This window comes from Streptomyces sp. NPDC052109 (genome assembly GCF_040680195.1).
GTDB lineage: Bacteria > Actinomycetota > Actinomycetes > Streptomycetales > Streptomycetaceae > Streptomyces.
On sequence record NZ_JBFAWF010000017.1, the window covers coordinates 98,780 to 120,656 of the forward strand.

General features: G+C 74.6%; 21 protein-coding genes and 2 pseudogenes. 10 read left to right on the forward strand and 13 right to left on the reverse strand.

Annotation, left to right across the window (positions count from 1 at the left end; all coding sequences use genetic code 11):
* Nucleotides 1-45: 45 nt before the first annotated feature.
* Complete coding sequence (locus AB0L59_RS29275; protein WP_365589561.1) at nt 46-1,164, reverse strand: glycerate kinase; 1,119 nt, start codon at nt 1,162-1,164, stop codon at nt 46-48.
* A gap of 183 nt (nt 1,165-1,347) precedes the next feature.
* On the opposite strand from AB0L59_RS29275, the gene AB0L59_RS29280 reads away from it, so the two are divergent.
* From AB0L59_RS29280 to AB0L59_RS29295, 4 genes are all read left to right on the forward strand, one after another.
* The gene (locus AB0L59_RS29280) at nt 1,348-2,478 is read left to right on the forward strand and encodes an ADP-ribosylglycohydrolase family protein (RefSeq protein ID WP_365589435.1); all 1,131 of its coding nucleotides are present in this window, start codon (nt 1,348-1,350) and stop codon (nt 2,476-2,478) included.
* Entirely contained in the window at nt 2,462-2,956 is a 495-nt protein-coding gene (locus AB0L59_RS29285; protein WP_365589437.1) for an NUDIX hydrolase, read from the forward strand. Before AB0L59_RS29280 ends, AB0L59_RS29285 begins: the two co-directional genes overlap by 17 nt.
* A 254-nt stretch (nt 2,957-3,210) precedes the next feature.
* Complete coding sequence (locus tag AB0L59_RS29290; protein WP_365589438.1) at nt 3,211-3,948, forward strand: Sir2 family NAD-dependent protein deacetylase; 738 nt, start codon at nt 3,211-3,213, stop codon at nt 3,946-3,948.
* Nucleotides 3,938-4,177, forward strand: coding sequence for a hypothetical protein (locus AB0L59_RS29295; protein ID WP_365589440.1), 240 nt, complete (start codon nt 3,938-3,940; stop codon nt 4,175-4,177). The genes AB0L59_RS29290 and AB0L59_RS29295 overlap by 11 nt, the downstream gene beginning before the upstream one ends.
* 41 nt (nt 4,178-4,218) lie before the next feature.
* On the opposite strand, the gene AB0L59_RS29300 is transcribed toward AB0L59_RS29295, so the two are convergent.
* The 6 genes from AB0L59_RS29300 to AB0L59_RS29325 form a co-directional block, all read right to left on the reverse strand.
* Nucleotides 4,219-4,683 carry a hypothetical protein gene (locus AB0L59_RS29300; RefSeq protein ID WP_365589442.1) on the reverse strand — a complete coding sequence of 155 codons (465 nt, stop codon included), beginning with the start codon at nt 4,681-4,683 and terminating at the stop codon, nt 4,219-4,221.
* Nucleotides 4,684-4,730: 47 nt separating this feature from the next.
* On the reverse strand, nt 4,731-5,435 hold the full coding sequence (locus AB0L59_RS29305) for a pentapeptide repeat-containing protein (protein ID WP_365589444.1): 705 nt from the start codon (nt 5,433-5,435) through the stop codon (nt 4,731-4,733).
* 82 nt (nt 5,436-5,517) lie between these two features.
* On the reverse strand, nt 5,518-6,009 hold the full coding sequence (locus AB0L59_RS29310; protein ID WP_365589446.1) for a methylated-DNA--[protein]-cysteine S-methyltransferase: 492 nt from the start codon (nt 6,007-6,009) through the stop codon (nt 5,518-5,520).
* Nucleotides 6,010-6,021: 12 nt separating this feature from the next.
* On the reverse strand, nt 6,022-7,500 hold the full coding sequence (locus AB0L59_RS29315) for an AlkA N-terminal domain-containing protein (protein WP_365589448.1): 1,479 nt from the start codon (nt 7,498-7,500) through the stop codon (nt 6,022-6,024).
* A gap of 213 nt (nt 7,501-7,713) precedes the next feature.
* Entirely contained in the window at nt 7,714-8,601 is an 888-nt protein-coding gene (locus AB0L59_RS29320) for a methylenetetrahydrofolate reductase (RefSeq protein ID WP_365589450.1), read from the reverse strand.
* Nucleotides 8,602-8,889: 288 nt separating this feature from the next.
* The gene (locus tag AB0L59_RS29325) at nt 8,890-9,066 is read right to left on the reverse strand and encodes a hypothetical protein (RefSeq protein ID WP_365589452.1); all 177 of its coding nucleotides are present in this window, start codon (nt 9,064-9,066) and stop codon (nt 8,890-8,892) included.
* 89 nt (nt 9,067-9,155) lie between these two features.
* On the opposite strand from AB0L59_RS29325, the gene AB0L59_RS29330 reads away from it, so the two are divergent.
* The 4 genes and pseudogenes from AB0L59_RS29330 to AB0L59_RS29345 all read left to right on the forward strand — a co-directional run.
* A complete protein-coding gene (locus AB0L59_RS29330; protein ID WP_365589454.1) occupies nt 9,156-9,761 on the forward strand; it encodes a respiratory nitrate reductase subunit gamma in 606 nt (201 codons plus the stop codon).
* 78 nt (nt 9,762-9,839) lie between these two features.
* Nucleotides 9,840-10,541, forward strand: a complete 702-nt coding sequence (locus AB0L59_RS29335) for a phenylalanine--tRNA ligase beta subunit-related protein (RefSeq protein WP_365589456.1) — start codon at nt 9,840-9,842, stop codon at nt 10,539-10,541.
* Nucleotides 10,542-10,558: 17 nt separating this feature from the next.
* A complete protein-coding gene (locus AB0L59_RS29340; protein ID WP_365589458.1) occupies nt 10,559-12,262 on the forward strand; it encodes an aminotransferase class I/II-fold pyridoxal phosphate-dependent enzyme in 1,704 nt (567 codons plus the stop codon).
* A 185-nt stretch (nt 12,263-12,447) separates the two neighbouring features.
* Nucleotides 12,448-12,942, forward strand: a pseudogene (locus tag AB0L59_RS29345) (serine hydrolase domain-containing protein); the annotation flags it as partial.
* 122 nt (nt 12,943-13,064) lie between these two features.
* On the opposite strand, the gene AB0L59_RS29350 reads toward AB0L59_RS29345, so the two are convergent.
* Nucleotides 13,065-13,994, reverse strand: coding sequence for a LysR family transcriptional regulator (locus tag AB0L59_RS29350; RefSeq protein WP_365589460.1), 930 nt, complete (start codon nt 13,992-13,994; stop codon nt 13,065-13,067).
* Nucleotides 13,995-14,216: 222 nt separating this feature from the next.
* Between AB0L59_RS29350 and AB0L59_RS29355 the strand changes: the two genes are divergently transcribed.
* Both AB0L59_RS29355 and AB0L59_RS29360 read left to right on the forward strand, forming a co-directional pair.
* Nucleotides 14,217-14,519: a muconolactone Delta-isomerase family protein gene (locus AB0L59_RS29355; RefSeq protein ID WP_365589462.1), complete on the forward strand. Its 303-nt coding sequence runs from the start codon at nt 14,217-14,219 to the stop codon at nt 14,517-14,519.
* A gap of 56 nt (nt 14,520-14,575) precedes the next feature.
* Nucleotides 14,576-15,757 (forward strand): YbfB/YjiJ family MFS transporter, encoded by a 1,182-nt coding sequence (locus AB0L59_RS29360; protein ID WP_365589563.1) that lies wholly within the window; start codon nt 14,576-14,578, stop codon nt 15,755-15,757.
* Nucleotides 15,758-15,812: 55 nt separating this feature from the next.
* Here the strand turns inward: AB0L59_RS29360 and AB0L59_RS29365 are convergent.
* From AB0L59_RS29365 to AB0L59_RS29385, 5 genes and pseudogenes are all read right to left on the reverse strand, one after another.
* Nucleotides 15,813-16,411 (reverse strand): annotated as a pseudogene (locus AB0L59_RS29365) (TetR/AcrR family transcriptional regulator).
* Nucleotides 16,412-16,492: 81 nt separating this feature from the next.
* Nucleotides 16,493-17,002, reverse strand: a complete 510-nt coding sequence (locus AB0L59_RS29370; protein ID WP_365589464.1) for an O-acetyl-ADP-ribose deacetylase — start codon at nt 17,000-17,002, stop codon at nt 16,493-16,495.
* The gene (locus AB0L59_RS29375; protein WP_365589466.1) at nt 16,999-18,417 is read right to left on the reverse strand and encodes an NAD(P)/FAD-dependent oxidoreductase; all 1,419 of its coding nucleotides are present in this window, start codon (nt 18,415-18,417) and stop codon (nt 16,999-17,001) included. The genes AB0L59_RS29370 and AB0L59_RS29375 overlap by 4 nt, the downstream gene beginning before the upstream one ends.
* Before the next feature lie 254 nt (nt 18,418-18,671).
* Nucleotides 18,672-19,520, reverse strand: coding sequence for an inositol monophosphatase family protein (locus AB0L59_RS29380; RefSeq protein ID WP_365589468.1), 849 nt, complete (start codon nt 19,518-19,520; stop codon nt 18,672-18,674).
* Nucleotides 19,521-19,610: 90 nt separating this feature from the next.
* The gene (locus AB0L59_RS29385) at nt 19,611-21,431 is read right to left on the reverse strand and encodes a gamma-glutamyltransferase (RefSeq protein ID WP_365589470.1); all 1,821 of its coding nucleotides are present in this window, start codon (nt 21,429-21,431) and stop codon (nt 19,611-19,613) included.
* Nucleotides 21,432-21,877 lie beyond the last annotated feature (446 nt).

The window sequence follows — 21,877 nt, forward strand, 5'->3', positions numbered from 1 at the left end:
CCGCCCGACGGGCGGGCGCCACGCCCGCCCGTTCACCGCTCCCGCTCAGAGCAGCCGGTCCCGCGCGATCCTCTCCGCCAGGTCCTCGAGGATCGGACCGGCCTCCGCGATGCACCGGGCCACGTCCGGCTCGACCGAGGTGAGCGGGTACGCCCGCCGGATCCCGGCCCGCTGCAGCGCCTGCGCGGGCAGGGCGAGCCGGCCGCACACCGCGACGACCTCCTTGCCCGCGGCCCGCGCCGCCGCGGCCACCCCCGCCGGCGCCTTCCCGTGCAGCGTCTGCTCGTCCAGCGACCCCTCACCGGTGATCACCAGCGAGGCCCGTTCCAGTGCGGGCGCGAAGCCCAGCACGTCCAGCATGACCTCGATGCCGGCCCGGAAACGGGCGCCCAGCAGCAGCGCGCCGAAGCCGACGCCGCCCGCCGCGCCCGCGCCCGGCGAGGCCGCGTACTCCGCCGCGCGCGGCCCCACCTCGGCCTCCAGCACCTTCGCGAAGTGCGCGAGGGCCTCGTCCAGGGTCTCCACGTCGTCGGGCGAGGCACCCTTCTGCGGGCCGTACACCGCCGGCGCGCCCTTCGGCCCGGTCAGCGGGTTGTCGACGTCGCTGGCCAGCACCAGCTCCACCGAGGACAGCCGCGGGTCCAGGCCGGACAGGTCGGCGCGGGCGAGATCCGCCAGCCCGCCGCCGCCCGGCGTCACCGGCTCGCCGTCCTCGTTCAGGAACCGGGCCCCCAGCGCGGACAGCATGCCCGCGCCGCCGTCCGTCGTGGCGCTGCCGCCGACGCCGAACACGATCGTCCGGGCGCCCGCGTCGAGCGCGGCCCGCAGCAGTTCGCCGGAGCCGTACGTCGAGGCCGTGAGCGGCGCGAAGACTCCGGCCGGAAGGCGCTGCAGGCCGCTCGCCTCGGCCATCTCCACGACCGCGGTCCCGCCGCGCAGCGCGAACGCGGCGGTCACCTCCTGGCCCAGCGGCCCGGCGACGCGCACCTCGTGCCGTTCGAAACCGGCCGCGACCGCCGCGTCCACGGTCCCGTCGCCGCCGTCGGCCACGGGCAGCGCCTCGACCGGCAGGTCCGGCACGACCCGGCGCAGCCCGGCCGTCACCCGCCCGGCGACCTGCACGGCCGTCAGCGAGCCCTTGAACTTGTCCGCGGCGATGAGCACCCGACGGGTCTCGTTCACTGCAGCGTCCGCCACCTTGCTTTCCCCTTGCTCTCCGGGCCCCGCGCACGTCGGGGCCAGTCGCGCCGCTGCGACCTTAACCGCATGAGACCCCCCTCGTCATGCCCCGACCGAAGGCTGGGAAGCGGCTGGGAAGACCCTGGGCAAAACGGGTAGACCCCAGCCATGACCAGCCAGCGCCCACAGCCCGCCGACCTCCCCGCCCTCGCCGATCGCATCCACGGCGGCTGGCTCGGCCGGATCGCGGGCAACATGCTCGGCAAGCCGGTGGAACAGGGCGAGGTGTGGACCCGCGAGCGCATCGACCGCTATCTGCGCAAGGCCGCCGCCCTGCCGCTCACCGGCTACCTGCCCGAGCCGGCCGACCCGGACGAGACCGCCGTACTGCGCCCGGAGTGGCGGGACTGCGTGCGCGGGCGCATCCACGGCAGCGTGCGCGACGACGACGTCGACTACGCGATCCTCGGCCTGCACCTGCTGGAGACGTACGGCTTCGGCTTCAGTACCGAGCAGGTCGGCGAGCTGTGGCTGCTGCGGCTGCCCTATCTGCAGACCTTCACCGCGGAACGGGCGGCGTACCGCAATCTCGCCAACGGGCTGAAGCCGCCGCTGACGGCGACGTACGACAACCCGTACCAGGAGTGGATCGGCGCGCTGATCCGCGCCGACGTGTACGGCTGGACCCGCCCCGGCGACCCGGCCGGCGCCGCCGGTCTGGCCCGCCGGGACGCGGTGCTGTCGCACACCGGCAACGGCGTGTACGGCGCCATGTGGGCGGCGGCGCTGATCGCGGCGGCCTTCACCGCGCCCACCGTGCGGGACGCACTCGACACGGCGCTCGGCGTGATCCCGGCGAGCAGCCGGCTCGCCCGTACCGTGCGGCGGGTCATGACCCTGCACGAGACGCGGCTGCCCTGGGAGGAGACCCTGGCGACGCTGGCCGCGGAGATCGCCGGCCTGGGCTGGATCCACACCGTCCCGAACGCCGCCGTCCTCACGGCCGGGCTGCTGTACGGCGAAGGCGACTTCACCCGGACCATCGCCCTGACCGTGCGCGGCGGGCTGGACACCGACTCCAACGGGGCGACGGCCGGCTCGGTGGCCGGGGTCCTCACCGGCGCGGACGCGATCCCCGGCCAGTGGAAGGACCCGCTCGAGGACACGGTCCGGAGCGCGGTGTTCGGCTTCGACGGCGTACGGATCAGTGCGCTGGCGGAACGCACCCAGCGCCTTGCGACGACCGGCCCGTACTCGTCCCGCGCCTGGTTACCCTTCCCCAATGACCACGACTGGTGACTTCGCCACGTACATCGCGAGCCTGCCCCGTGTCCTCGCCGGTGCCGCCGCGCTCTTCCGGGACGCCGAGGGGCGCGTGCTGCTGGTCGAGCCCAACTACCGCGAGGGCTGGGCGCTTCCGGGCGGCACTATCGAGTCGGACGACGGGGAGACCCCGCGCGAGGGGGCCCGCCGGGAGACGCTGGAGGAGATCGGGCTCGACCGGGAGCTCGGCCGGCTGCTGGCCGTCGACTGGGTGCACGGCGCCGGCCGGCCGCCCCTGGTCGCGTACCTGTACGACGGCGGTCTCCTCACGGAGGCCGACCTGAAGGCGATCCGCCTGCAGGAGGAGGAGCTGCTGTCCTGGCGCCTGGTCCCGCGCGAGGAGATCACCGACCACCTGCCCGGCGCCCTCGGCCGCCGCGTCCTGACGGCCCTGGACGTCCTCGCGGACGGCTCCGGCACGGCGGAACTGGAGAACGGCCACCGGGTGGCGTGACCGCCGCTGACGCCGCCGGCGGCCGTCCGCGCCCGGTCCTCGCCTGCCGCCGACCCCGCTCACCCTCGTCGCCGGTCACTGGTGCCGGGCGGCGGCCGTGCCCGGCGTACGGCCGCCGTGCTCGGCCTGGGCGGTGCCGGTCGGATCGGCTCCGGCGGCAGCCGTCGCGGCGGCGCGCAGCGCGGCGTTCGGCCGAGTGACCGGCGGCGTTATCCGTTCGCGCGGCCGCGCCCGCCCGGCCTACCCTCGGCACCATGACCAAGCCCCTCGTCGCCGTGCTGAGCGGCGCGGGCATCTCGACCGACTCCGGCATCCCGGACTACCGCGGGCCGAACGGGCTGTGGCGGCGAGACCCCGAGGCCGAGAAGCTCGTGACGTACGAGTACTACATGAACGACCCGGAGATCCGGCGGCGGTCCTGGCAGATGCGGCGGAAGAACCGCGCGCTGCAGGCCGAGCCCAACGCGGCGCACCGGGCCGTCGCCGAGCTGGAGAAGTCCGGCATCCCGGTGCGGGTGATCACGCAGAACGTGGACGGGCTGCACCAGCTGGCCGGGATGCCCGCCCGGAAGGTGCTGGAACTGCACGGCAGCGCGCGCAGTGTGGTGTGCACCCGGTGCCACGTGCGCGGCCCGATGGACGCCGCCCTCGCCCGCGTCGAGGCCGGCGAGGAGGACCCCGCGTGCCTGGAGTGCGGGGGCATCCTGAAATCGGCGACCGTGATGTTCGGCGAGCGGCTGGACCCGGTGGTGCTCGGCGAGGCGGTGTCGATCAGCAAGGCGTGCACCGTGTTCCTCGCCGTCGGCAGCAGCCTGCAGGTACAGCCAGCCGCCGGCCTGGTCGGCATCGCCGCCGACCACGGCGCCCGCCTCACCATCGTCAACGCCGAACCGACGCCCTACGACGACCGCGCCGACGAAGTCGTCCGAGAGCCGATCGGCACCGCGCTGCCCGCACTCTTGAGTGCGTTGCGTGCCGAGGGTGATCACTAGACCGGTCGACCGGGGCCGGACGCCGGCAACGGCTTGCGCCTCCGGTCCATGGGACGACGACGCCCATGGGGGCATCGTCCTGTCGTGCGTCCTGACCATCGGGGCGGCCGCGGCAGCAACGGTCGTATGGGCACTGCCGCCGGTGCGTCGGGTCATGCGCTGGTGGTGGGTGGGACCGGCCCTGCTGCTCGCAGTGGTCGCCGCGGTGCGCTGGGCGACGGGCGCCTGAGCCGGCCACGCCGCCCGTCCGCACTTGCGCCGACGGCTGTTTCAGCGCTGGTCCCGACCGGTTCCGGCGCGGTGGTCGCGGTGTTCGCGGACGGCGTTCAGCCAGTCGGCGGCCCCTGTCCCCGGGGGGCTCAGCTCGGTACCGTTCACCTGGGTGCCCCAGACGTCGGGGTGGAACACGCCGTCCTCGACGTCGGTCTCGGGCGCGACCAGGACCGGCAGCCCCAGGGCCACGGCCATGCCGGCCTCGATGTGCAGCCAGGGAGTGGTCCACCAACCCGCCGAGGCGTGTTCCTCCTTGGTGTCCGGCCGCCAGACGGCGTTGCGGGCGTCGAGCTGCCGGAACCCGAGCAGCACGACACCGTCGACCTCCCAGAACAGCCGGGCCAGCGCGCGCCAGGGATCCTCGCCGTAGGCGTCCCGGCTCAGACGGACGACCTCGCATCCCTGCCGCTCGATCCAGGCCACCCAACGTTCCCGTTCCGGCTCCTGCTCCGCGGTGAGCACGGACGGTGCTCCGAGGAAGACTCGGCAGGGTGCTGCTGTGCTCAGGTTCATACAGGTTCTTCGCTGACTACTCTGCCGTCGGAATCCAACAGAGCCATTATGTTTGCGGGAACGTCGAGGGCCCCGGAGAACTGTGCTCCCCCGAGCCGCGCCCCGGCGAAATGGGCACCGGTCAGCCGAGCTTCCCGGAAGTCCGCGCCGGACAGCACCGCGCCGGACAGAACGGCGTCCTCGAGCTTCGCCCGGTAGAAGACGGCCCCGGGCGCGACGACTCCCTTCAAGGACGCGCCCGTGAGATCGGCCTCGAAGAGATCGGCCTGGGTGAGATCGACGTTCCTGCGGTCGCCCTCCTTGCGGCCGAGGTAGGCGCGCGTCAGGTTACAGCCCTGCAGGTCTGCCCGGGCGAGGGACGGGGCGTACCGGAGCCCGTCGGCGAGGACCTTCTGTATGGGGCCCGTCCCGGCTTCCCGCAGCAGTCCCGTGATCACGGCGATCGCCTCGTTGGCGTACGGTGTGCGGCCCGCCCCCTGTTCCGGGTTGGTGTCGAAGAACCGGCGCATGAGGATCGCGGCGGCCATCTGCTGGGTCGAGTTGTCCGACGCCAGCGCCTCCATGACGTCCCTGAACGCCGTGCCGACCGCCGCGGACCTGTCACGTTTGCGCTGGAAGTTGAGGACTCCCAGCACGCTGACGCCGACGGTGGCGAAGGTCCCGACGATGCCCGTCCAGACCTGAACGTCGCTGGCTGCCATCTCACCCCTGACGCCGAGAGCCCGCCCCACCCGCGCGACCATACAAGACGGCGCGCGGAAGTGGCGTACGCCACCAGCGGGTTCAGAAGAGCGCTCCGGCTCGCTCGAAGTCCAGCAGCCGCCGCTTGCGGTCCAGTCCGCCGCCGTAGCCGGTGAGGCCGCCGCCCGCGCCGATGACGCGGTGGCAGGGGACGATGATGCCGACGGGGTTCCTGCCGTTGGCGAGGCCGACCGCGCGCGAGGCCTGGGGATTGCCGAGGGCGTCGGCGAGTTGGCCGTAGGTGCGGGTCTCGCCGTAGGGGATGCGGGTGAGCTCCTGCCAGACGCTGCGCTGGAAGGGGGTTCCGCGCAGGGCGAGTTCGAGGGTGAACTGCTGCAGCTCGCCCGCGAAGTAGGCCGCCAGCTGCTCCCGCGCCGCGGCGAAGCAGGGCAGGTCGTCGTCGCGCGGGCCGAAGTCCTCCTCGGGCGGGCGGTGCCGCTGGCCGGTCATGTAGAGGCCGCACAGGGCGCCGTCGGCATCGGCCACCAGGGTCAGCGGGCCGTACGGGCTGTCGATCACGGTGTGGAACGTCACGGGGAATCCTTCTTACACGGGCAGGAAGTTGATCGGGTGGCCGTCGGTCGCCCACAGGTACTGCACGGCGTACGCCCGCCAGGGCCGCCATGCCTCCGCGCGGGCGGTCAGCGAGGCCGGGGTGGCGGGCAGGCCCAGCTCTCCCGCCGCGCGCCGGATGCCGAGGTCGGTGGGGAGGAAGGCGTCCGGGTCGCCGAGGGCGCGCATGGCGATGACATCGACCGTCCAGGGGCCGAAGCCGGGCAGTGAGAGGAGCCGGGCGCGGGCCTGGGCCCAGTCGGATTCGACGCCCAAGTGCAGTGATCCTTCGGCGAGTTGGCGGACCAGCGTGGTGAAGGTGGTGCGCCGGGTGCGGGGCATCGCCAGGTTCTCGGGGTCGGTCTCCGCCAGTGCCTCGGGGGACGGGAAGAGATGGGTGAGACCGCCGTCGGGGTCGTCCACCGGCTTGCCGTGCGCCCCGACCAGCCGGGCCGCGTGGGTGCGGGCGGCGGCCGTGGACACCTGCTGCCCGAGCACGGCGCGGACGGCGAACTCGGCCTCGTCGACCGTGCGCGGCACCCGGCGGCCGGGAGCCCGGTCCACCAGCGGGGCGAGCAGCGGGTCGGTGCGCAGCCGGTCGTCGACGGCGACGGGGTCGGCGTCCAGGTCGAGCAGGCGGCGGCAGCGGCTGATCGCCACGGTCAGGTCGCGCAGGTCACTGAGGGTCAGGCGGCACGCGATGTGGTCGGGGCGAGGGGCCAGGGAGACGATCCCGTGGCCGTACGGCAGGCGCAGCGTGCGTCGGTAGGCGCCGTCGCACCACTCCTCCACGCCGTGTACGGCCGTGGCGGCGAGGTGCCCGAAGAGGTTGGAGGGGTTGAGCGGGGCGCGGAACGGCAGCCGCAGGCTGAGGGCGCCGGGCGTGCCGGCCCCGGACCGCGGTGCCCGGGCGCGCAGCTCGCTCGGGGTCAGGGCGAACACCTCGCGGACGGTGTCGTTGAAGGTGCGGATGGAGGAGAAACCGGCCGCGAAGGCGATCTGCGCCATGGGCAGCGGGGTGGTCTCGATGAGCAGCCGCGCGGTCTGGGCCCGCTGGGCACGGGCGAGCGCGAGGGGGCCGGCGCCGAGTTCGGCGAGGAGCTGCCGCTCCACCTGGCGGGCGCTGTAGCCGAGCCGGGCGGCGAGTCCGGGCACGCCGTCGCGGTCCACGACGCCGTCGGCGATGAGCCGCATGGCCCGGGCGACGAGGTCGGCGCGCTGGTTCCACTCCGGGGAGCCGGGGCTGGTGTCCGGGCGGCAGCGCTTGCAGGCCCGGAACCCGGCCTGCTGGCACGCGGCCGCGCTCGGGTAGAAGGTCATGTTCTCCGGTTTGGGCGGCACGACGGGACAGCTGGGCCGGCAGTAGATACGGGTGGTCAGGACAGCCGTGAAGAACCACCCGTCGAACCGCGCGTCCTTGGACTGCACGGCGCGTACGCAGTGCTCCCGGTCGAGGTGCGTCGCTGTCTGCATGCCTCCAGCATCGGCCACCGCGGGCGGCGATCGCTGGCGGAAATCCGACACCAGCGTTCGCGGGCCTGGCGGGGTTCCGATCCGGAAGGCGTGTCCTGCGGCGGGCCGGGGCGGGGGCGCCGGTCGGTGCCGTGGCCGGGGTTGCCGGGGGGATGGCCGAGTTCGGCCGGGAGGTGGCGTTGAGGTGAGTGACCTGGCCGGCCGGCGCCCAGCTCACGGCGCGGCAGGCGTCCTGGGAGCGGTCTGCCGGAACCGTGCCACCCACTCGGCGGTGTGGCGCAGACCGCCGAAGGTGTAGAAGTGCACCTTCACCGCGCCGTGCCGCTCGGGGTCGTAGCGGCGGGCGAGGGTGTGCAGGAAGCGGTCCGGGCCGGTCGTACCCATCAGGTTGGTCAGCGAGAAGCCGTACTTGCGGGCGACGGAGGCGCTGGTCGCGACGCCGAACCGGGTGGCGTAGCCGAGCAGCCGGCGTACGCCCGCCGGGCCGGGCACGCCGATCCGTACGGGCAGGTGCACGCCCCGGGAGCGGGCGGCTTCCAGCCAGCTGAGGACGGGATCGACGTCGAAGCCGAACTGGGTGATGACGTCGCCGCCGAGCCGGTGCGCGCCGATGGCGGCCGCCTTGTCGGTGAGCGCCGACCACAGAGTGCCCTCGGTGATCGCGGGGTGGCCCTCCGGGTAGCCGCTGATGCCGATGTGGCGGACGCCGTGGCGCTGGAGCAGACCGGTGCGCAGGACGGTGAGGGCGTCCTCGTAGGGGCCCTCGGGCCGAGCGGGGTCGCCGCCCACGACGAAGACGTTCTCGGCGGTGCCGTCCGCGGCCAGCCCGGACAGGAACTCCTCCAGTGCGGCGCGGGAGGGCAGGCGGCGTGCGGAGATGTGCGGTACGGGGACGAAGCCGAGCCGCTTGACCGCGCGGGCGGCGGTGAGCCGCATGCCGAAGTCCTCGCCGGCGAGGAAGGTGATGTTGATCCGGGTGCCCGGCGGGATGCTGCCCCGCGCCTCCTCCAGCCGGGTCACGTCCTTACCGGTCATCTCCAGGGAGAAGTCGTCCAGCAGCGCGGGCCCGAGCGCCGGGGTGACGGTGAGAGCGGGGTTCATCGTGTTCCTCGTACGACGGCGTTCCTGACCTCGGCCGATGATGCCACGCGGCACACCGGCACCTCGGCCCGGGGCCGGGCGGGGGGAACCCGGGAGGGTCTACGGCGCCCACCGCGTACCGGCCTCCGGGAGGCGGGGCCGGTGCGTGCTGCCGGTGACGCGGGCTCTGCGAGCGGTCCCGTGCGCTACGGCGCCGGGTCAAGGCCGGCCCGGGCCGGCAGGGGTTACGGCGCCCAGAAACGTGCCGATCTCCAGGAGGCGGGTCGGGGGCCTGATGTTGGCGGTGCTTTACGGCGCCGGGTTCAGGGGGTCGTCGACCAGGCCCGCCAGGCGGCCCGCCTCCTCGGACGGGTCGAGACCGGGATCCAGCTCGTCGGCCGCGGCCGTCAGAGCGGTGAGCGCGGGGAGCCGGACCGGCGCGCTCCCGCACGGGCAGACGTTCCACCAGAGCCCGGATCTCCGCACGGCGGTGGCTGAGCACCCGGTCCACCAGCTCCTCGCCGGCGGCGGTCAGGCGGAGGACGACCGCACGCCGGTTGTCGTACCGCCCCCCGTTGGACCTGAGTCCGGCCCTGTCCGCCGGGGAGCGCGAGGTGATGAGCGTGGCCGACGCGGAGGCGATCGGCGCGGCCGACAACGACCGGGTGGAGGCGGTCAACCCGAACGGCGTGGTGGTGGCCCGCGCGGTGGTCTCGCACCGGATGCCGCCGGGCACGGTGTTCATGTACCACGTGCAGGAACGTCTGGTGAACGTGCCGCGTTCCGAGGCCACCGGCCGGCGCGCGTACCGGCGGCTGCGGGTGTCCGCCGTACGCCGGTCGAGCAGCCGCGGCGACCGGGCGGCCCTGCCACTGCTGGTGCCCGTCCTGCTCGCCGGCCTGACCGCCACGGCCTCCTCGGTGACCGACCCCTACGACTACCGGCTCGGGGTGGCCGTGTGGTTCCGCAGTCTGTTCGCGCTCGACCCGGACGTCGGCGCGATGGCGCACGCCCCGCTCGTCCACCGGCTGCACGCCCCGCTCGCCCTCGCCCTGTTCGCGCTGTGGCCGTTCAGCCGCCCGGTGCACGCGTTCGCCGTCCCGCTCGGCTATGTCGTCCGCCGGTACGTCGTCTACCGCTCGCGGGGCACGGGCACCCGCGACGCGGTTATGGACCGGTGAGCCGTACCGGGTTTGGCTCTGGTGGCCGGACCATCGCCCCGGCAAGGTGGTGATCCCGAACCCGAGGAGGACCCGAGCATGCGATTCCGGCACGCGGCGAGCATCTGGTCCACGTACCCCGAACTGACCTGTGGCGCGCTGTACGCGGCCGGTGTCGACGCCCGCGTGGACACCGGGCCGCGCGCCGCCGCGTACACCGCCCGCGCCCTGGACCGGCTGTCCGGCGCCACCGAGGGCGAGTTCCCCGAAGTGCTCGCCTGGCGGCGGACGTTCAGCCGTATGGGTCTGAAGCCGACCCAGTACCGCTGTGCCTCGGAGTCGCTGCTGCGGCGGCTGCGGAAGGAGCGGTCGCTGCCGCGCATCCACCCGCTGGTCGACCTGTGCAACGCGCTCTCGGCGGCGTACGCGATCCCGGTCGCGGTCCTCGACGTCGACCGTGTCGCCTGGCCGCTGCTGGAGGTGCGGCCGGCCGCCGGCGAGGAGACGTACACGGCGTTCGGCGGGGGCGTGGAGCACCCCGTGCCCGGCGAGGTGACCTTCGTCGACGCGGCGGGGCGGGCGCACGCCCGGCGCTGGACCCACCGGCAGAGCGGCCACTCGGCGGTCGGCGAGCACACCCGCCGGGTGCTGGTGGTGGCGGAGGCCATGCACGACGGCGGGACGACGACCGTGCCCGAGGTGCTGAAGACGGTGGAGGCGGAGGTGGCGGCGCACTGGGCGGCCGGAACGGAGACGGCCGTACTCACCCGGAGCGCTCCGGAATTCGCCTTCGGCGACTGAGCGCGGACCATGACAGCATGAGCACGGTGGACGTGGAGCGAGCGGTGCCGGCCGTCGCGGGTGAACTCCCGGGCCGGGGCTCGGACTTCCTGCAACTGGCGGCTGGTGACGTGCCCGCCGGCGGGAAGGCCGAGTGGCTGGCGGGCCGGCTGCGGCAGGCGATAGCGGACGGCCGCCTGGCCGTGGGCAGCAGGCTCCCGCCCACCCGTGTGCTGGCCGCCGAACTCCGCGTCTCCCGCGGGGTGATCACCGAGGCCTACCGCCGCCTCGCCGAGGACGGCCACCTTCAAGGGCGCCGCCGTGGGGGCACGGTGGTGGTGGCGGCACCGGTCGGTCCGCCGCGCGCCGGATCCGGGCGCGGGGACGCGGAAGCCGACAAGTCGCCGAAGACCCCCGCGCGTGCCGCTCCCGGCAGGTCCGCGACACCGTCCGTCGGCGCGTCCGGAAGGCCGGGCACCGGGTCGTACGGCCCGTCCATCGTGCCCCCGGCACCCTCCTCCCGCGCCCCTCGTACACCGCCCTCCCGTGCGCAGGGCCCGCCGGCCCCTCGCGCACCCCTCCCGCCGCACTCCACCGCACCCGCGACGCCGTTCCCCGACGCCCCCGGTGCCGATGTCTTCGACGCGTTGCGGGAGGTCCCGGCCGTCGTCGACTTCACTCCCGGGCGGCCGGACCTCGCCGCCTTCCCGCGTACCGCCTGGCTGCGTGCCGAGCGTGCCGTCCTCGCGGAGCTGTCCGCCGAGCAGCTCGGCTACGGCGACCCGCGTGGCGCTCCCGCGCTGCGGCGGGCCGTGGCCGACTGGCTGGCGCGGATGCGGGGCGTGCGGGTGGATCCGGACGAGGTGCTGATCGTCGCGGGCACCGCCCAGGCGCTCACGCTGCTCAACCAGGTTCTGCGGGCCGACGGCGTCGACGCCGTCGCGGTGGAGGACCCCGGCTCGCTCGGGGGCCGTCAGCATCTGCGGAACGGGGGCCTGGCCACCCCGCCGGTGCCGGTGGACGAGGACGGGGTGCGGGTGGACTCGCTGCGCGCGAGCGGCGCCCGCGCGGTGCTGCTGACGCCGGCCCACCAGTTCCCGACCGGCGTGGTGACCAGCGGCGAGCGCCGACGGGAGCTGCTGGGCTGGGCCCGCGAGGGCGGGCTGATCCTGGAGGACGACTACGACGCCGAGCACCGCTACGACCGGCCGCCGGTCCCCGCGCTGCGGGCCCTGCTGGCCGACCGGGTCTGCTACATGGGCAGCGTGTCGAAGCTGCTGGCTCCGGCGCTGCGCATCGGCTGGCTGGTGGCTCCGAAGCGGTATCGCACCGCCCTGGTCGACGCCAAGCGGTTCAACGACCTGGGCAACGCCGTGCTGCCGCAGCTGGTGCTGGCCCGGCTGATGGAGTCCGGTGGACTGGAGCGCCAGCTACGGCTGTTGCGGCGCCGGCACCGCGACCGCCGTGACGCGATGATCGGCGCCCTCGCCGAGCAGCTGCCGGGCGGGACCGTGCACGGCGCCGCGGCGGGGCTGCACCTGACGGTCACCTACGCGGCGGACGTGCCCGACACCGCGTTGGCCGCCGCCGCGCTGGCGCGGGGCGTGAAGTGCCAACCGCTGTCCTGGCACCGGCAGGTACCCGGGCGGCCCGGACTCGTCCTCGGCTACGCGGCCACCGCACCGGGGGCCATCGCCGAGGGCGTGGCCCTGCTCGGCCGGACCCTGCGCGAACTGGCCTGACGCCACCGGCGTGTCGGCACGGCCGGGGTTCGAGGGGGTTTGCACCCTTCGGCCACTGGTGCCGGCCCCCGGACAGAGCCGCCTGCCTGCCGGAGGGATCGGGGCCCCGAGGCTGCCTGACGTGCTGTCACATGGCCACCTCCCACGTGACTTCCGCGCTCAGCAGACGTAGCGCCCTCGCGGCCATGACGGCGTCCGTCGTCCTGGCCGCCGCACCCGTGTCCTCCGCCCGGACCCGACCGGCAGCGCCCCGCCCGTGCGGCACGCACGGCGCCCTGCGCCGGTCCGTGCACCGCCTGGTCGCGCACGACCGGATCGCCGGTGCCGCCGTCCTCGTCGACGACCACGCCGCAGGAACGCACCGCACCCACTGGACCGTGTCCGACGGTGTGGCCGATCTCCGCACCGGCCGCCGGATGAACACCACCGACCGGCTGCGCGTCGGCAGCGTCACGAAGACCTTCACCGCGACGGTCGTCCTCCAGCTCGCCGCCGAGCACCATCTGCCCGGCCTGATCCGCGGTCCCGGGTACGACGGCCGCCGGATCACCGTCCGGCAGCTCCTGCGGCACACCAGCGGGCTGCCCGACTACCTCGACGCACCCGAATGGGAGCACCCGGAACGGTTGCGGTACCGCCACTTCACACCGCGCGAACTCGTCGCCACGGCCCTGGGGTTGCCCAGCCCCGGGCGGGTCTGGCACTACGCGACGACCAACTGCCTCGTGGCCGGGCTGCGGGCTGCTCGGCGCTGCCAGGACGGGTCTCCTCCCATCTGCGAGCCTCAGGCTCCCAGCGCAGGTCAGCCCGCCGGTGCGTACGGGTCGTCGGGGGGCAGCCAGGCGTCCGGGGTATGGATCCCGAGCTCGCCGACGCCGTCGGTCAGGGCCTCGACGACCGCCAGGACCCCGGGGCGGTCCTCGCTCTCGCGCCAGACCAGCGACCAGGTCCAGTACACCTTCGGCGCGACGATCTCCCGGCGGACCAGATCGGGCGGGAGCGGGGTGGTCTGCCCCTTGGGCGAGTTGAGGACGGGGCGGGTGCAGCGCCGCACGTGGTCGAAGTAGGCGGGGCCGGTGACGGCGCCGTCGGAGATGCGCACGGCACTGGCACCGGTGGCCCGCGCCAGTTCCTCGGCGTACGCGTTCCAGGCGGCCCAGGCGGTGACGTCGTCGTCGATGAGGACGTCGATGTCCCGGGCCGCGACGGGGCCGGTGTCCGTGCCCTTCGCGACGGCGTAGAGCCGGTCGGCGCCGATCAGCCGGGCTCGCAGCCCCAGCCGTTCGAGGTCCTCGGTCCGCACCCAGCACACGGCGACGTCCAGGCTGCCGTCGCCGACCCGGGCGGCCTGGGTGTGGGAGGGGGCCACCCAGGCGTCGATGTGCACCTGGGCCACCGCGGCCGTGCGCGAACCCAGGTCCGGGGGCAGCCAGTTGACGTAGCCCAGCCGTACCGGCTGCGAGCCGGACAGCCGGCCGGCCCGGCTCTTGAGGTCGTCGGCCCGCTCCAGCAGGGCACGGGTGTGCGGGAGGAGGGCCACGCCGGCCGGGGTGAGGGAGACCGAGCGGCGGTCGCGGTCGAACAGCCGTACACCCAGGTCCCGTTCGAGCGCCTTGATCTGCTGCGAGAGCGAGGGGCCCGCGATGAGCAGCCGCTCGGCCGCCCGGCCGAAGTTCAGCTCCTCCGCGACCGCGACGAAATACCGCAGCTGGCGCAGTTCCACGCGCGCCATGCTACGCGCACTGGGAGGCTGCGCCTATCACGAGCGAGGAAGCGGGTCGTGGCATCGGCGCTGGTGGCCGGCGCACGATGGGGCTGCACCGCACGTGCGAGTGCCGTGGAGCAGCGGCGGCGAAGCGGCGCGGGGAAGCGGCTTGCAGGTGCCGCGGAACAACGCCGTCTGCGTGCCGCAGAACGACGGCTTGCGCGGGCCGCGGACCAACGGAGAGAGATCATGCGAGAGTTCCTGGTCGAGATCACCACCACCGTCCCCGAGGGCACCAGCCAGGACGAGGTCGACCGGCGGCGGGCCGCCGAGGCCGTCCGCGCGAGGGAACTCGCCGCCACCGGCCGTCTGGCCCGGCTGTGGCGCCCGCTGGGCGAGTTGCGCAGTATCGGCATATGGCGGGCCGCCGACGAGGACGAGCTCCACGACAAGGTCCTCGGCACCCTCCCGCTGCGGCCGTGGATGACGCTCACGGTCACGCCGCTGGAGTCCCACCCCAACGATCCGGGCCGGGGCGAGGGCGCCCGGTGAACGCTCCGTCCCCGTGGGCCCAGGTCGCCCGGGCCGCCGCCGCGCTCGCCGCGGGCATGGGCGTGGGCCGCTTCGTCTACACGCCGGTCCTGCCCCTGATGCACGCCCAGGCGGGACTGTCCGCCGCCGCCGGGGCGAACCTGGCCACCGCCAACTACGCCGGATACCTCGTCGGCGCGCTCGGGGGCACCCTGGTTCCCGCGCTGGTCCGTTCACGCGCCGTGCTGCGCGGCTCGCTGCTCCTGCTGACCGCCACGCTCGCGGCGATGCCCCTCACCCACAGCACGGCCGTGTGGGGTGTGCTGCGGCTGCTGGCCGGAGCGGCGAGCGCCCTGGTCTTCGTCGTGGCCGTCGGTTCCCTCCTGCACCATCTGCGGGAGCATCCGCCGCACCTGCCCGGCTGGGCGTTCGGCGGTGTGGGGGCCGGGATCGCGCTGTCCGGTCTGCTGGTCCTGGCCCTGCGGTCGGTCGCCGACTGGCGGGCCGCCTGGTGGGCCGCCGCCGCGCTCACGGCGGTGCTCGCCGCGGCCTCGTGGAACCTGCGGCCCGAAGAGGCGCCCAGCGCCCCGGCGGCCGGGAACGGGACGACGGCCCGCAGCCACCGCTGGTTCGCCGCCCTGTTCGTCAGCTACACCTTGGAGGGCGTCGGCTACATCGTCGCCGGAACCTTCCTGGTCGCCGCCATCGGGCAGGGCTCCCCCGGCTGGGTGGGCAGCGGCGCCTGGGTGCTGGTCGGGCTGGCCGCCGTACCGTCCTCGGCGCTGTGGGCCCGGCTCGGACACCGCTGGTCCCGCCCGGGCCTGCTGTGCACCGCGCTGGTGGTCCAGGCGATCGGGATCGCCCTGCCCGCACTGACCGGGGGCACGCCCGCCGCCCTCGTCTCGGCGCTGCTGTTCGGCGCCACGTTCCTGGGCGTCAGCACCCTCGCCCTGGGCACGGGGGCGCACCTGAGGTTTCCCCGCTCCGTCGCCCTGCTGACCGCCGGCTACTCCGTCGGGCAGATCCTCGGCCCCCTGGCCGTCGCGCCGCTGCTGCACCACGGCTACCACCAGGCCCTGCTGCTGGCCGCCCTCGTGGTCCTCGCGGCAGCCGCGGCAGCCGCCGTCCTGCGGATCGGCTTCCCGCACCACACGGCAGCGGCAGGGCATGCGGCCCCCGTACCGCAGGGCCGCCCCACTGCTGACGACCGTCCGGCCACGGCCCGCACCGACACACCGGTACGGCACTTCCCCGGCTGACGCGGCACCGCCGCCCTGCCCAGGTCGCCCGACCGGAACGCCGGCCGGGTCCTGGCTAGGCGTGGGCGGCGCCGAGCAGGGCCCGGCAGTTCTGCCACAGGGGGCTCAGTCGCTGGGTGTTGTTGTACCGCTTGGCGAACATCACCTGGCCCTCCAGATGGGCCACCACCGCCCGCGCCGCCTCACGGGTGTCGGCCACTTCGACCTCGCCGCGCTCCCGCGCCTCGGCGATGACCGACTCCGCCATGGCGACCTGCGCGTCGAAGATCTCCCGCAGCCGCCGGCGGACGGCGTCGGTCTGGTTGCTCAGCTCCAGGGTGAGGTTCCCGAACAGGCATCCCCACACGGCTCCGCAGTCCTCCTGGACGGCGCGCTGCCCGGCCTCCGTCTCCTCGAACAGCCGCCTGAGCCGTCGCAGCGGCTCGGCGTCACCGCTCAGGGCGCGGGCCCAGTCGCCCTTCTGCGCCGCCCGTGCTCGTCGACGACGGCGAGCGCGAGGGCCTCCTTGGACTCGAAGAAACAGTAGAAACTGCCCTTCGGCACCCCGGCGGCCTTGCAGATCTCGGCCACGCCCAGCGCCGAGTAGCCGCGCCCCCCGATGAGCGAGCGGGCGGCGGCCAGGATCTTCTCCTTGGCGTCACTGGTGCGTCCCACGAGGCGAGTACCCGGAGGTACTCGACCGGTCGCCTAGAAACCGAGGCGGCCGCGCCCCGGGAGGTCCGGCCGGCGACGGGGTCAGGGAAGCTGTGCGGCGAACGCCTCGTACGCCCCCTCGTCGAAGAGGACGAAGCGGGCCTCCTCGACCGCTGTCGCCGCCCCGCGCACCGCCTCCACGGCGATCCGCGCCGCGTCCTCCATCGGCCACCGGTACACACCCGTGGAGACGGCCGGGAACGCGACCGTACGGGCGCCGAGCTCGTCGGCGAGCTTCAGGGACTCGCGGTAGCAGGAGGCGAGCAGGTCCGAGCGGTCCTCGGTGGCGGACCAGACCGGGCCCACCGTGTGGATGACCCAGCGGGCGTCGAGTGCGCCCGCCGTCGTGGCGACCGCCTGACCGGTGGGCAGCCCCCTGCCGTACCGGGAGGCGCGCAGGGCGCGGCACTCCTCAAGGATGGCGGGCCCGCCGCGCCGGTGGATCGCGCCGTCGACTCCTCCGCCGCCGAGGAGGGAGGAGTTGGCCGCGTTGACGATCGCGTCCGCGCTCTCCCGGGTGATGTCGCCCTGGACGAGGGTGATCGTGGTCATGTCTGCCTCAGTCTTCGCCAGACGGCCTTGGCGGCGTTGTGCCCCGACATACCGTGCACGCCGGGTCCCGGCGGGGTGGCCGAGGAACAGATGAAGACGGCCGGATGGGGGGTGTGGTACGGGAACAGGGACAGTCTGGGGCGCAGCAGCAGCTGGAGCCCGGACGCCGCGCCGCAGGCGATGTCCCCGCCGACGTAGTTGGCGTTGTGGGCGGCCAGCTCGGCGGGGCCGGCGACGGCGCGGGCGAGCACGCGGTCGCGGAACCCGGGGGCGAAACGCTCCAGTTGGCGTTCCATGGCGTCGGTGAGGTCGCCGGACCAGCCGTTGGGGACATGGCCGTACGCCCAGAAGACCTGCTTGCCCTCGGGGGCGCGGGTCGGGTCGACGATGCCGGGCTGCACAGTGATCATGAATGGTCTGCCGGGAGCGCGGCCCTCGCGAGAGGCGGCGCGCAGGGCGGTGGAGATCTCGGCCTTGCTCGCGCCGATCTGGACGGTCGTGGCTGCGCGCGCCTCGGGCGCGGTCCACGGCACCGGGCCGTCCAGCGCATAGTCGATCTTGAAGACGCCCGGGCCGTAACGGTAGTGCGCGTACGTGTCGCCGAAGCCGGCGATACGGGCGAGCGCGGTGGGCGAGGTGTCGAAGACGTACGCCCGCGCGGGCGGCAGGTCGTCCAGGCGCTTGACCTCGAAGTCGGTGTGCACGGCGCCGCCGAGGTCCTTCAGGTACGCGGCGAGGGCGTCGGAGATCGCCTGGGAGCCGCCGCGGGGAACCGGCCAGCCGCGGGCATGGGCGGACAGGGCGAAGACCAGCCCGATGGCGCCGGTGGCCAGGCCGCTCAGCGGCGCGATCACATGCGCGACCAGGCCGGCGAAAAGGGCCTTGGCCCGCTCGTCCTTGAAGCGGCGCAGCAGCCAGGTGGACGGCGGCAGCCCGGTCAGGCCGAAGCGTGCCAGGGTGACGGGGTCGCGCGGCAGCGCGGTGAGGGGCAGGGACATGAAGTCCCGTACCAGGGTGTCCCAGTGGGCGAGGAACGGCTCGACCAGCCTGCGGTACGCCCCCGCGTCGCGCGGTCCGAAGGAAGCGGCCGTCTCGGCCACCGAGCGGGACAGCACGGCCGCGCTGCCGTCGAGGAAGGGGTGCGCCATCGGCAGCTCCGAGTGCAGCCACTCGAGGCCGTAGCGATCGAGGGGGAGGGCGCGGAACGCCGGTGAGTTGATGCCCAGGGGGTGGGCGGCCGAGCACGGGTCGTGCCGGAAGCCGGGCAGGGTCAGTTCCTCGGTGCGGGCGCCGCCGCCCACGGTGGACTTGGCCTCGAACAGCGCGACGGAGAAGCCACGGCGGGCCAGCTCCACGGCAGCGGTCAGTCCGTTCGGCCCCGCACCCACCACGACCGCATCGAGCATCGACGGCACCTTCGGACCCCTTCGTCAGCCGATGGTCACTCATGGTCAGGATATGCCGGAGGACTGACACTCCCCTGGCGGGGGCCGGGCGGGCCGCCGGGGCGCGGGCCGTCGCCGGGTGCGGCCCCGTCGCGACGGGTCGCACCCACACGGCGGAGTCGCGCATCGTCACGGCCCCGCGCCCGTGCGCAGGCGCAGTCGCCGCATCCACCGTGGCGCACGGGCCGACGGACGGGGGCGAACCCGGCGCCGGCCGGTCGGACTCAGGCCGCCGTGCGCAGCAGTGCGGCCACCCGGCGGGCGGTCGCGCCGTCCCGGGCCGCGGTGAACGGCAGGGTGTTGCCGCCGGTCACGCGGAACGGCTCGCCGTCGCGAGTGAGGTGCGTGCCCCCCGCCTCCTCGACCAGGAGCAGGCCGGCCGCGTGGTCCCAGGCCGCCTCCCACGAGAAGGCCACGGCGTCCAACTCGCCCCGGGCGATGGCGAGATACTCCAGGCCCGCCGAACCGCAGGGGCGGGGGGCGAGGCCGTCGGCCCACAGGGCGCGCAGCGCCCGCTTCTCCTCGTCCGTGGTGTAGTCCGGGTGGGACGTGGCGACGGCGAGGTCCCGGCCCGGCGCCGCCGGGCCCGCGAACAGCCGCTCGCCGTCGAGGAAGGCGCCCCGGCCGCGGACCGCGGTGGCGAGCTGGTCGCGCGCCGCGGCATAGGTCCAGGAGGCGAGGACGACGCCCCGGTGGGCGAGCGCGACCAGGGTGCAGAACCCGTCGTCGCCGTGGACGAACTGGCGGGTGCCGTCGACCGGGTCGACTATCCAGACCGGTGCGTCACCCTGGAGCGCCGCGTAGGTCGCCGGGTCGGCGTGCACCGCCTCCTCGCCGACCACGACCGATCCGGGCAGCAGGGCGCCGAGGTCGCCGGTGAGCCGCAGCTCGGCGAGCCGGTCGGCGTCCGTCACGAGGTCGTGGGGGCCGCTCTTCTGGTCCACCTCGTGCTCGGCCAGGCAGCGGAAGCGGGGCAGGATCTCGGCCGCGGCGGCCTTGCGGACCGCTTCCTCCACATCGGCCGAACAGCGGGTGAGAAACTCGTCGATGGTTTCCGTCATTGCTTCGATCATGCCTACATGAGAGCACGTCCCCCTGACAATCCTCGCCCACCCGGTGCACGGCGGATGGAATCGGGATGAACAGCGGGTTCCCTTGATCGGTCAGCGGCCGACGGCGTACCCCTGCATTCCGCGCGGGTTGGCCGCCGCCGACAGCACGCCGGTCTCCGGGTCCCGGGCCACCGCGCACAGGCGCCCCTCGGACCAGGAGGGGCCGACGGTGACGGCGTGCCCGCGCCGCCGCAGCCCCTCGACCACGCCCGCGTCCATGCGGGACTCCACCGTCACGCTGCCGGGGCGGCGGCCGCGCGGGTAGAAGGAGCTGGGGAAGCTGTCGTTGTGCCAGTTCGGGGCGTCGATCGCGCCCTGGAGGTCAAGGGTGCCGCGGACCGGGGCGCGCAGGGCGGCCGCGAGGAAGAAGTGCAGCTGCCACTGGTCCTGCTGGTCGCCACCGGGCGTGCCGAAGGCGAGGACCGGCACTCCGCCGCGCAGGGCGAGGGACGGGGTGAGCGTGGTGCGGGGGCGGCGGCCGGGGGTGAGGGAGTTGGGCAGGCCCTCCTCCAGCCAGCTCATCTGCAGGCGCGTGCCGAGCGGGAAGCCCAGCTCGGGCACGACCGGGTTGGACTGCAGCCAGCCGCCGCTCGGCGTGGCCGCGATCATGTTGCCCCAGCGGTCGACGACGTCCAGGTGGCAGGTGTCGCCGCGGGTCGTCCCGTCGACGGCCACCTGCGGCTCGCCGGGGATCTCCGCGACCGTCGGCTCACCGGCGCCCATCGGGTCGAAGCCGCGGTCGGCGCCGGTCTCCACGCGCGCGTACGCCTGCGCCGGCAGCCGCGGGGCGCGTCCGCCGGGGCTGCCGGGCCGCAGCTCCCAGGAGGCCTCGGCGCCGACGAGGCCGCGCCGGCCGGCGTTGTAGTCGTCCGAGAGGAGTTCGGCGACCGGCACCTCGGCGGCGTCCCCGTACCAGGCCTCGCGGTCTGCCATGGCGAGTTTGCAGCCCTCGATCAGCAGGTGGACGTACTCGGCGGAGCCGTAGGCGGGCAGTTCCGGCGGGAGCAGGGCGAGCTGCTGGAGGAGGGCGGGGCCCTGGCTCCAGGGGCCCGCCTTGCAGACGGTCCAGCCGTTCCAGTCATAGGTCACCGGGGTCTCGTAGCTCGCCGACCAGCCGGCGAGGTCGGCCTCGGTGAGCGTGCCGGTGTGCCGCTCGCCGCTGGTGTCCCTCGTGGGCCGGCGGGACTGCCGTACCAGGGCGTCGGCGATGAACCCGGAGCGCCACACCTCGCGCGCGGCGTCGATCCGGGCCTCCCGGTCGCCCGCACCGGCGGTCTCGGCCAGCAGCCGCTTCCAGGTGGCGGCGAGGGCGGGGTTGCGAAAGCGCTCACCGGGCCGGGGCGCCCGGCCGCCGGGCAGGTAGACCTCCGCCGACGAGGTCCACTCGGTCTCGAACAGCTCCCGTACGGTCTCCACGGTCCCGCCGAGCTTCTCCACGGGCGCGTGCCCGTGCTCGGCGTAGCCGACGGCGTACTTCAGGACGTCGTCCAGGGACTTCGTGCCGTGGTCGCGCAGGAGCAGCAGCCAGGCGTCGAAGGCGCCGGGCACGGCGGCCGCGAGCGGCCCGGTGCCGGGTACGAGGTCCAGCCCGAGCCCCCGGTAGTGGGCGACGGTCGCTCCCGCCGGGGCCACGCCCTGCCCGCACAGCACGCGCACCGCGCCGCCGGCCGGGGCGAGCAGGATCGGCACCTCGCCGGCCGGCCCGTTGAGGTGCGGCTCCACCACATGCAGCACGAACGCCCCGGCCACGGCCGCGTCGAAGGCGTTGCCGCCGTCCTCCAGGACCGCCATCGCCGACTGGGAGGCCAGCCAGTGGGTGGAGGACACCATGCCGAAGGTGCCCTGCAGAGTGGGTCGGGTGGTGAATTGCATCCCTCACCTCGTTGTCCGCGGCGCGTCAGCCGGCCCCACCGGTACACCAGACCGCTCTGGGGGGAGAACCTGGGGAGTTTCAGCTCGGCTCCGGTCGGCTCGATCAGGCAGCAGACTACCGAGGCGCCCGGCGACCGCGTCCAGCGTCCGCGCCTCGAGGAAGCCGGCACCGGGCCTTGGCCTCCGGCAGTCGGCAGGCCCTGGTCTCCAACGGTCCTGGTGGCGCCCGCCACACACCCGATGCCCGTCGACTGCGCACCTTGGAAGCGGTATGGGAAGCCGCGGCTGGAGCGACCCGTGCTGGGCGCCGGCCCGGATCGCCGAGACCGTGTGCCGCAGGTTCGGCGTCGGGTACGCCCTGGCCGGGTCGGGCCTGCTGCCGCACTCATCGGCTGAAGCGTGCAGGTCCCCTCCCGCAGGGCCACCGAGCGGGACCCGACGAAGAC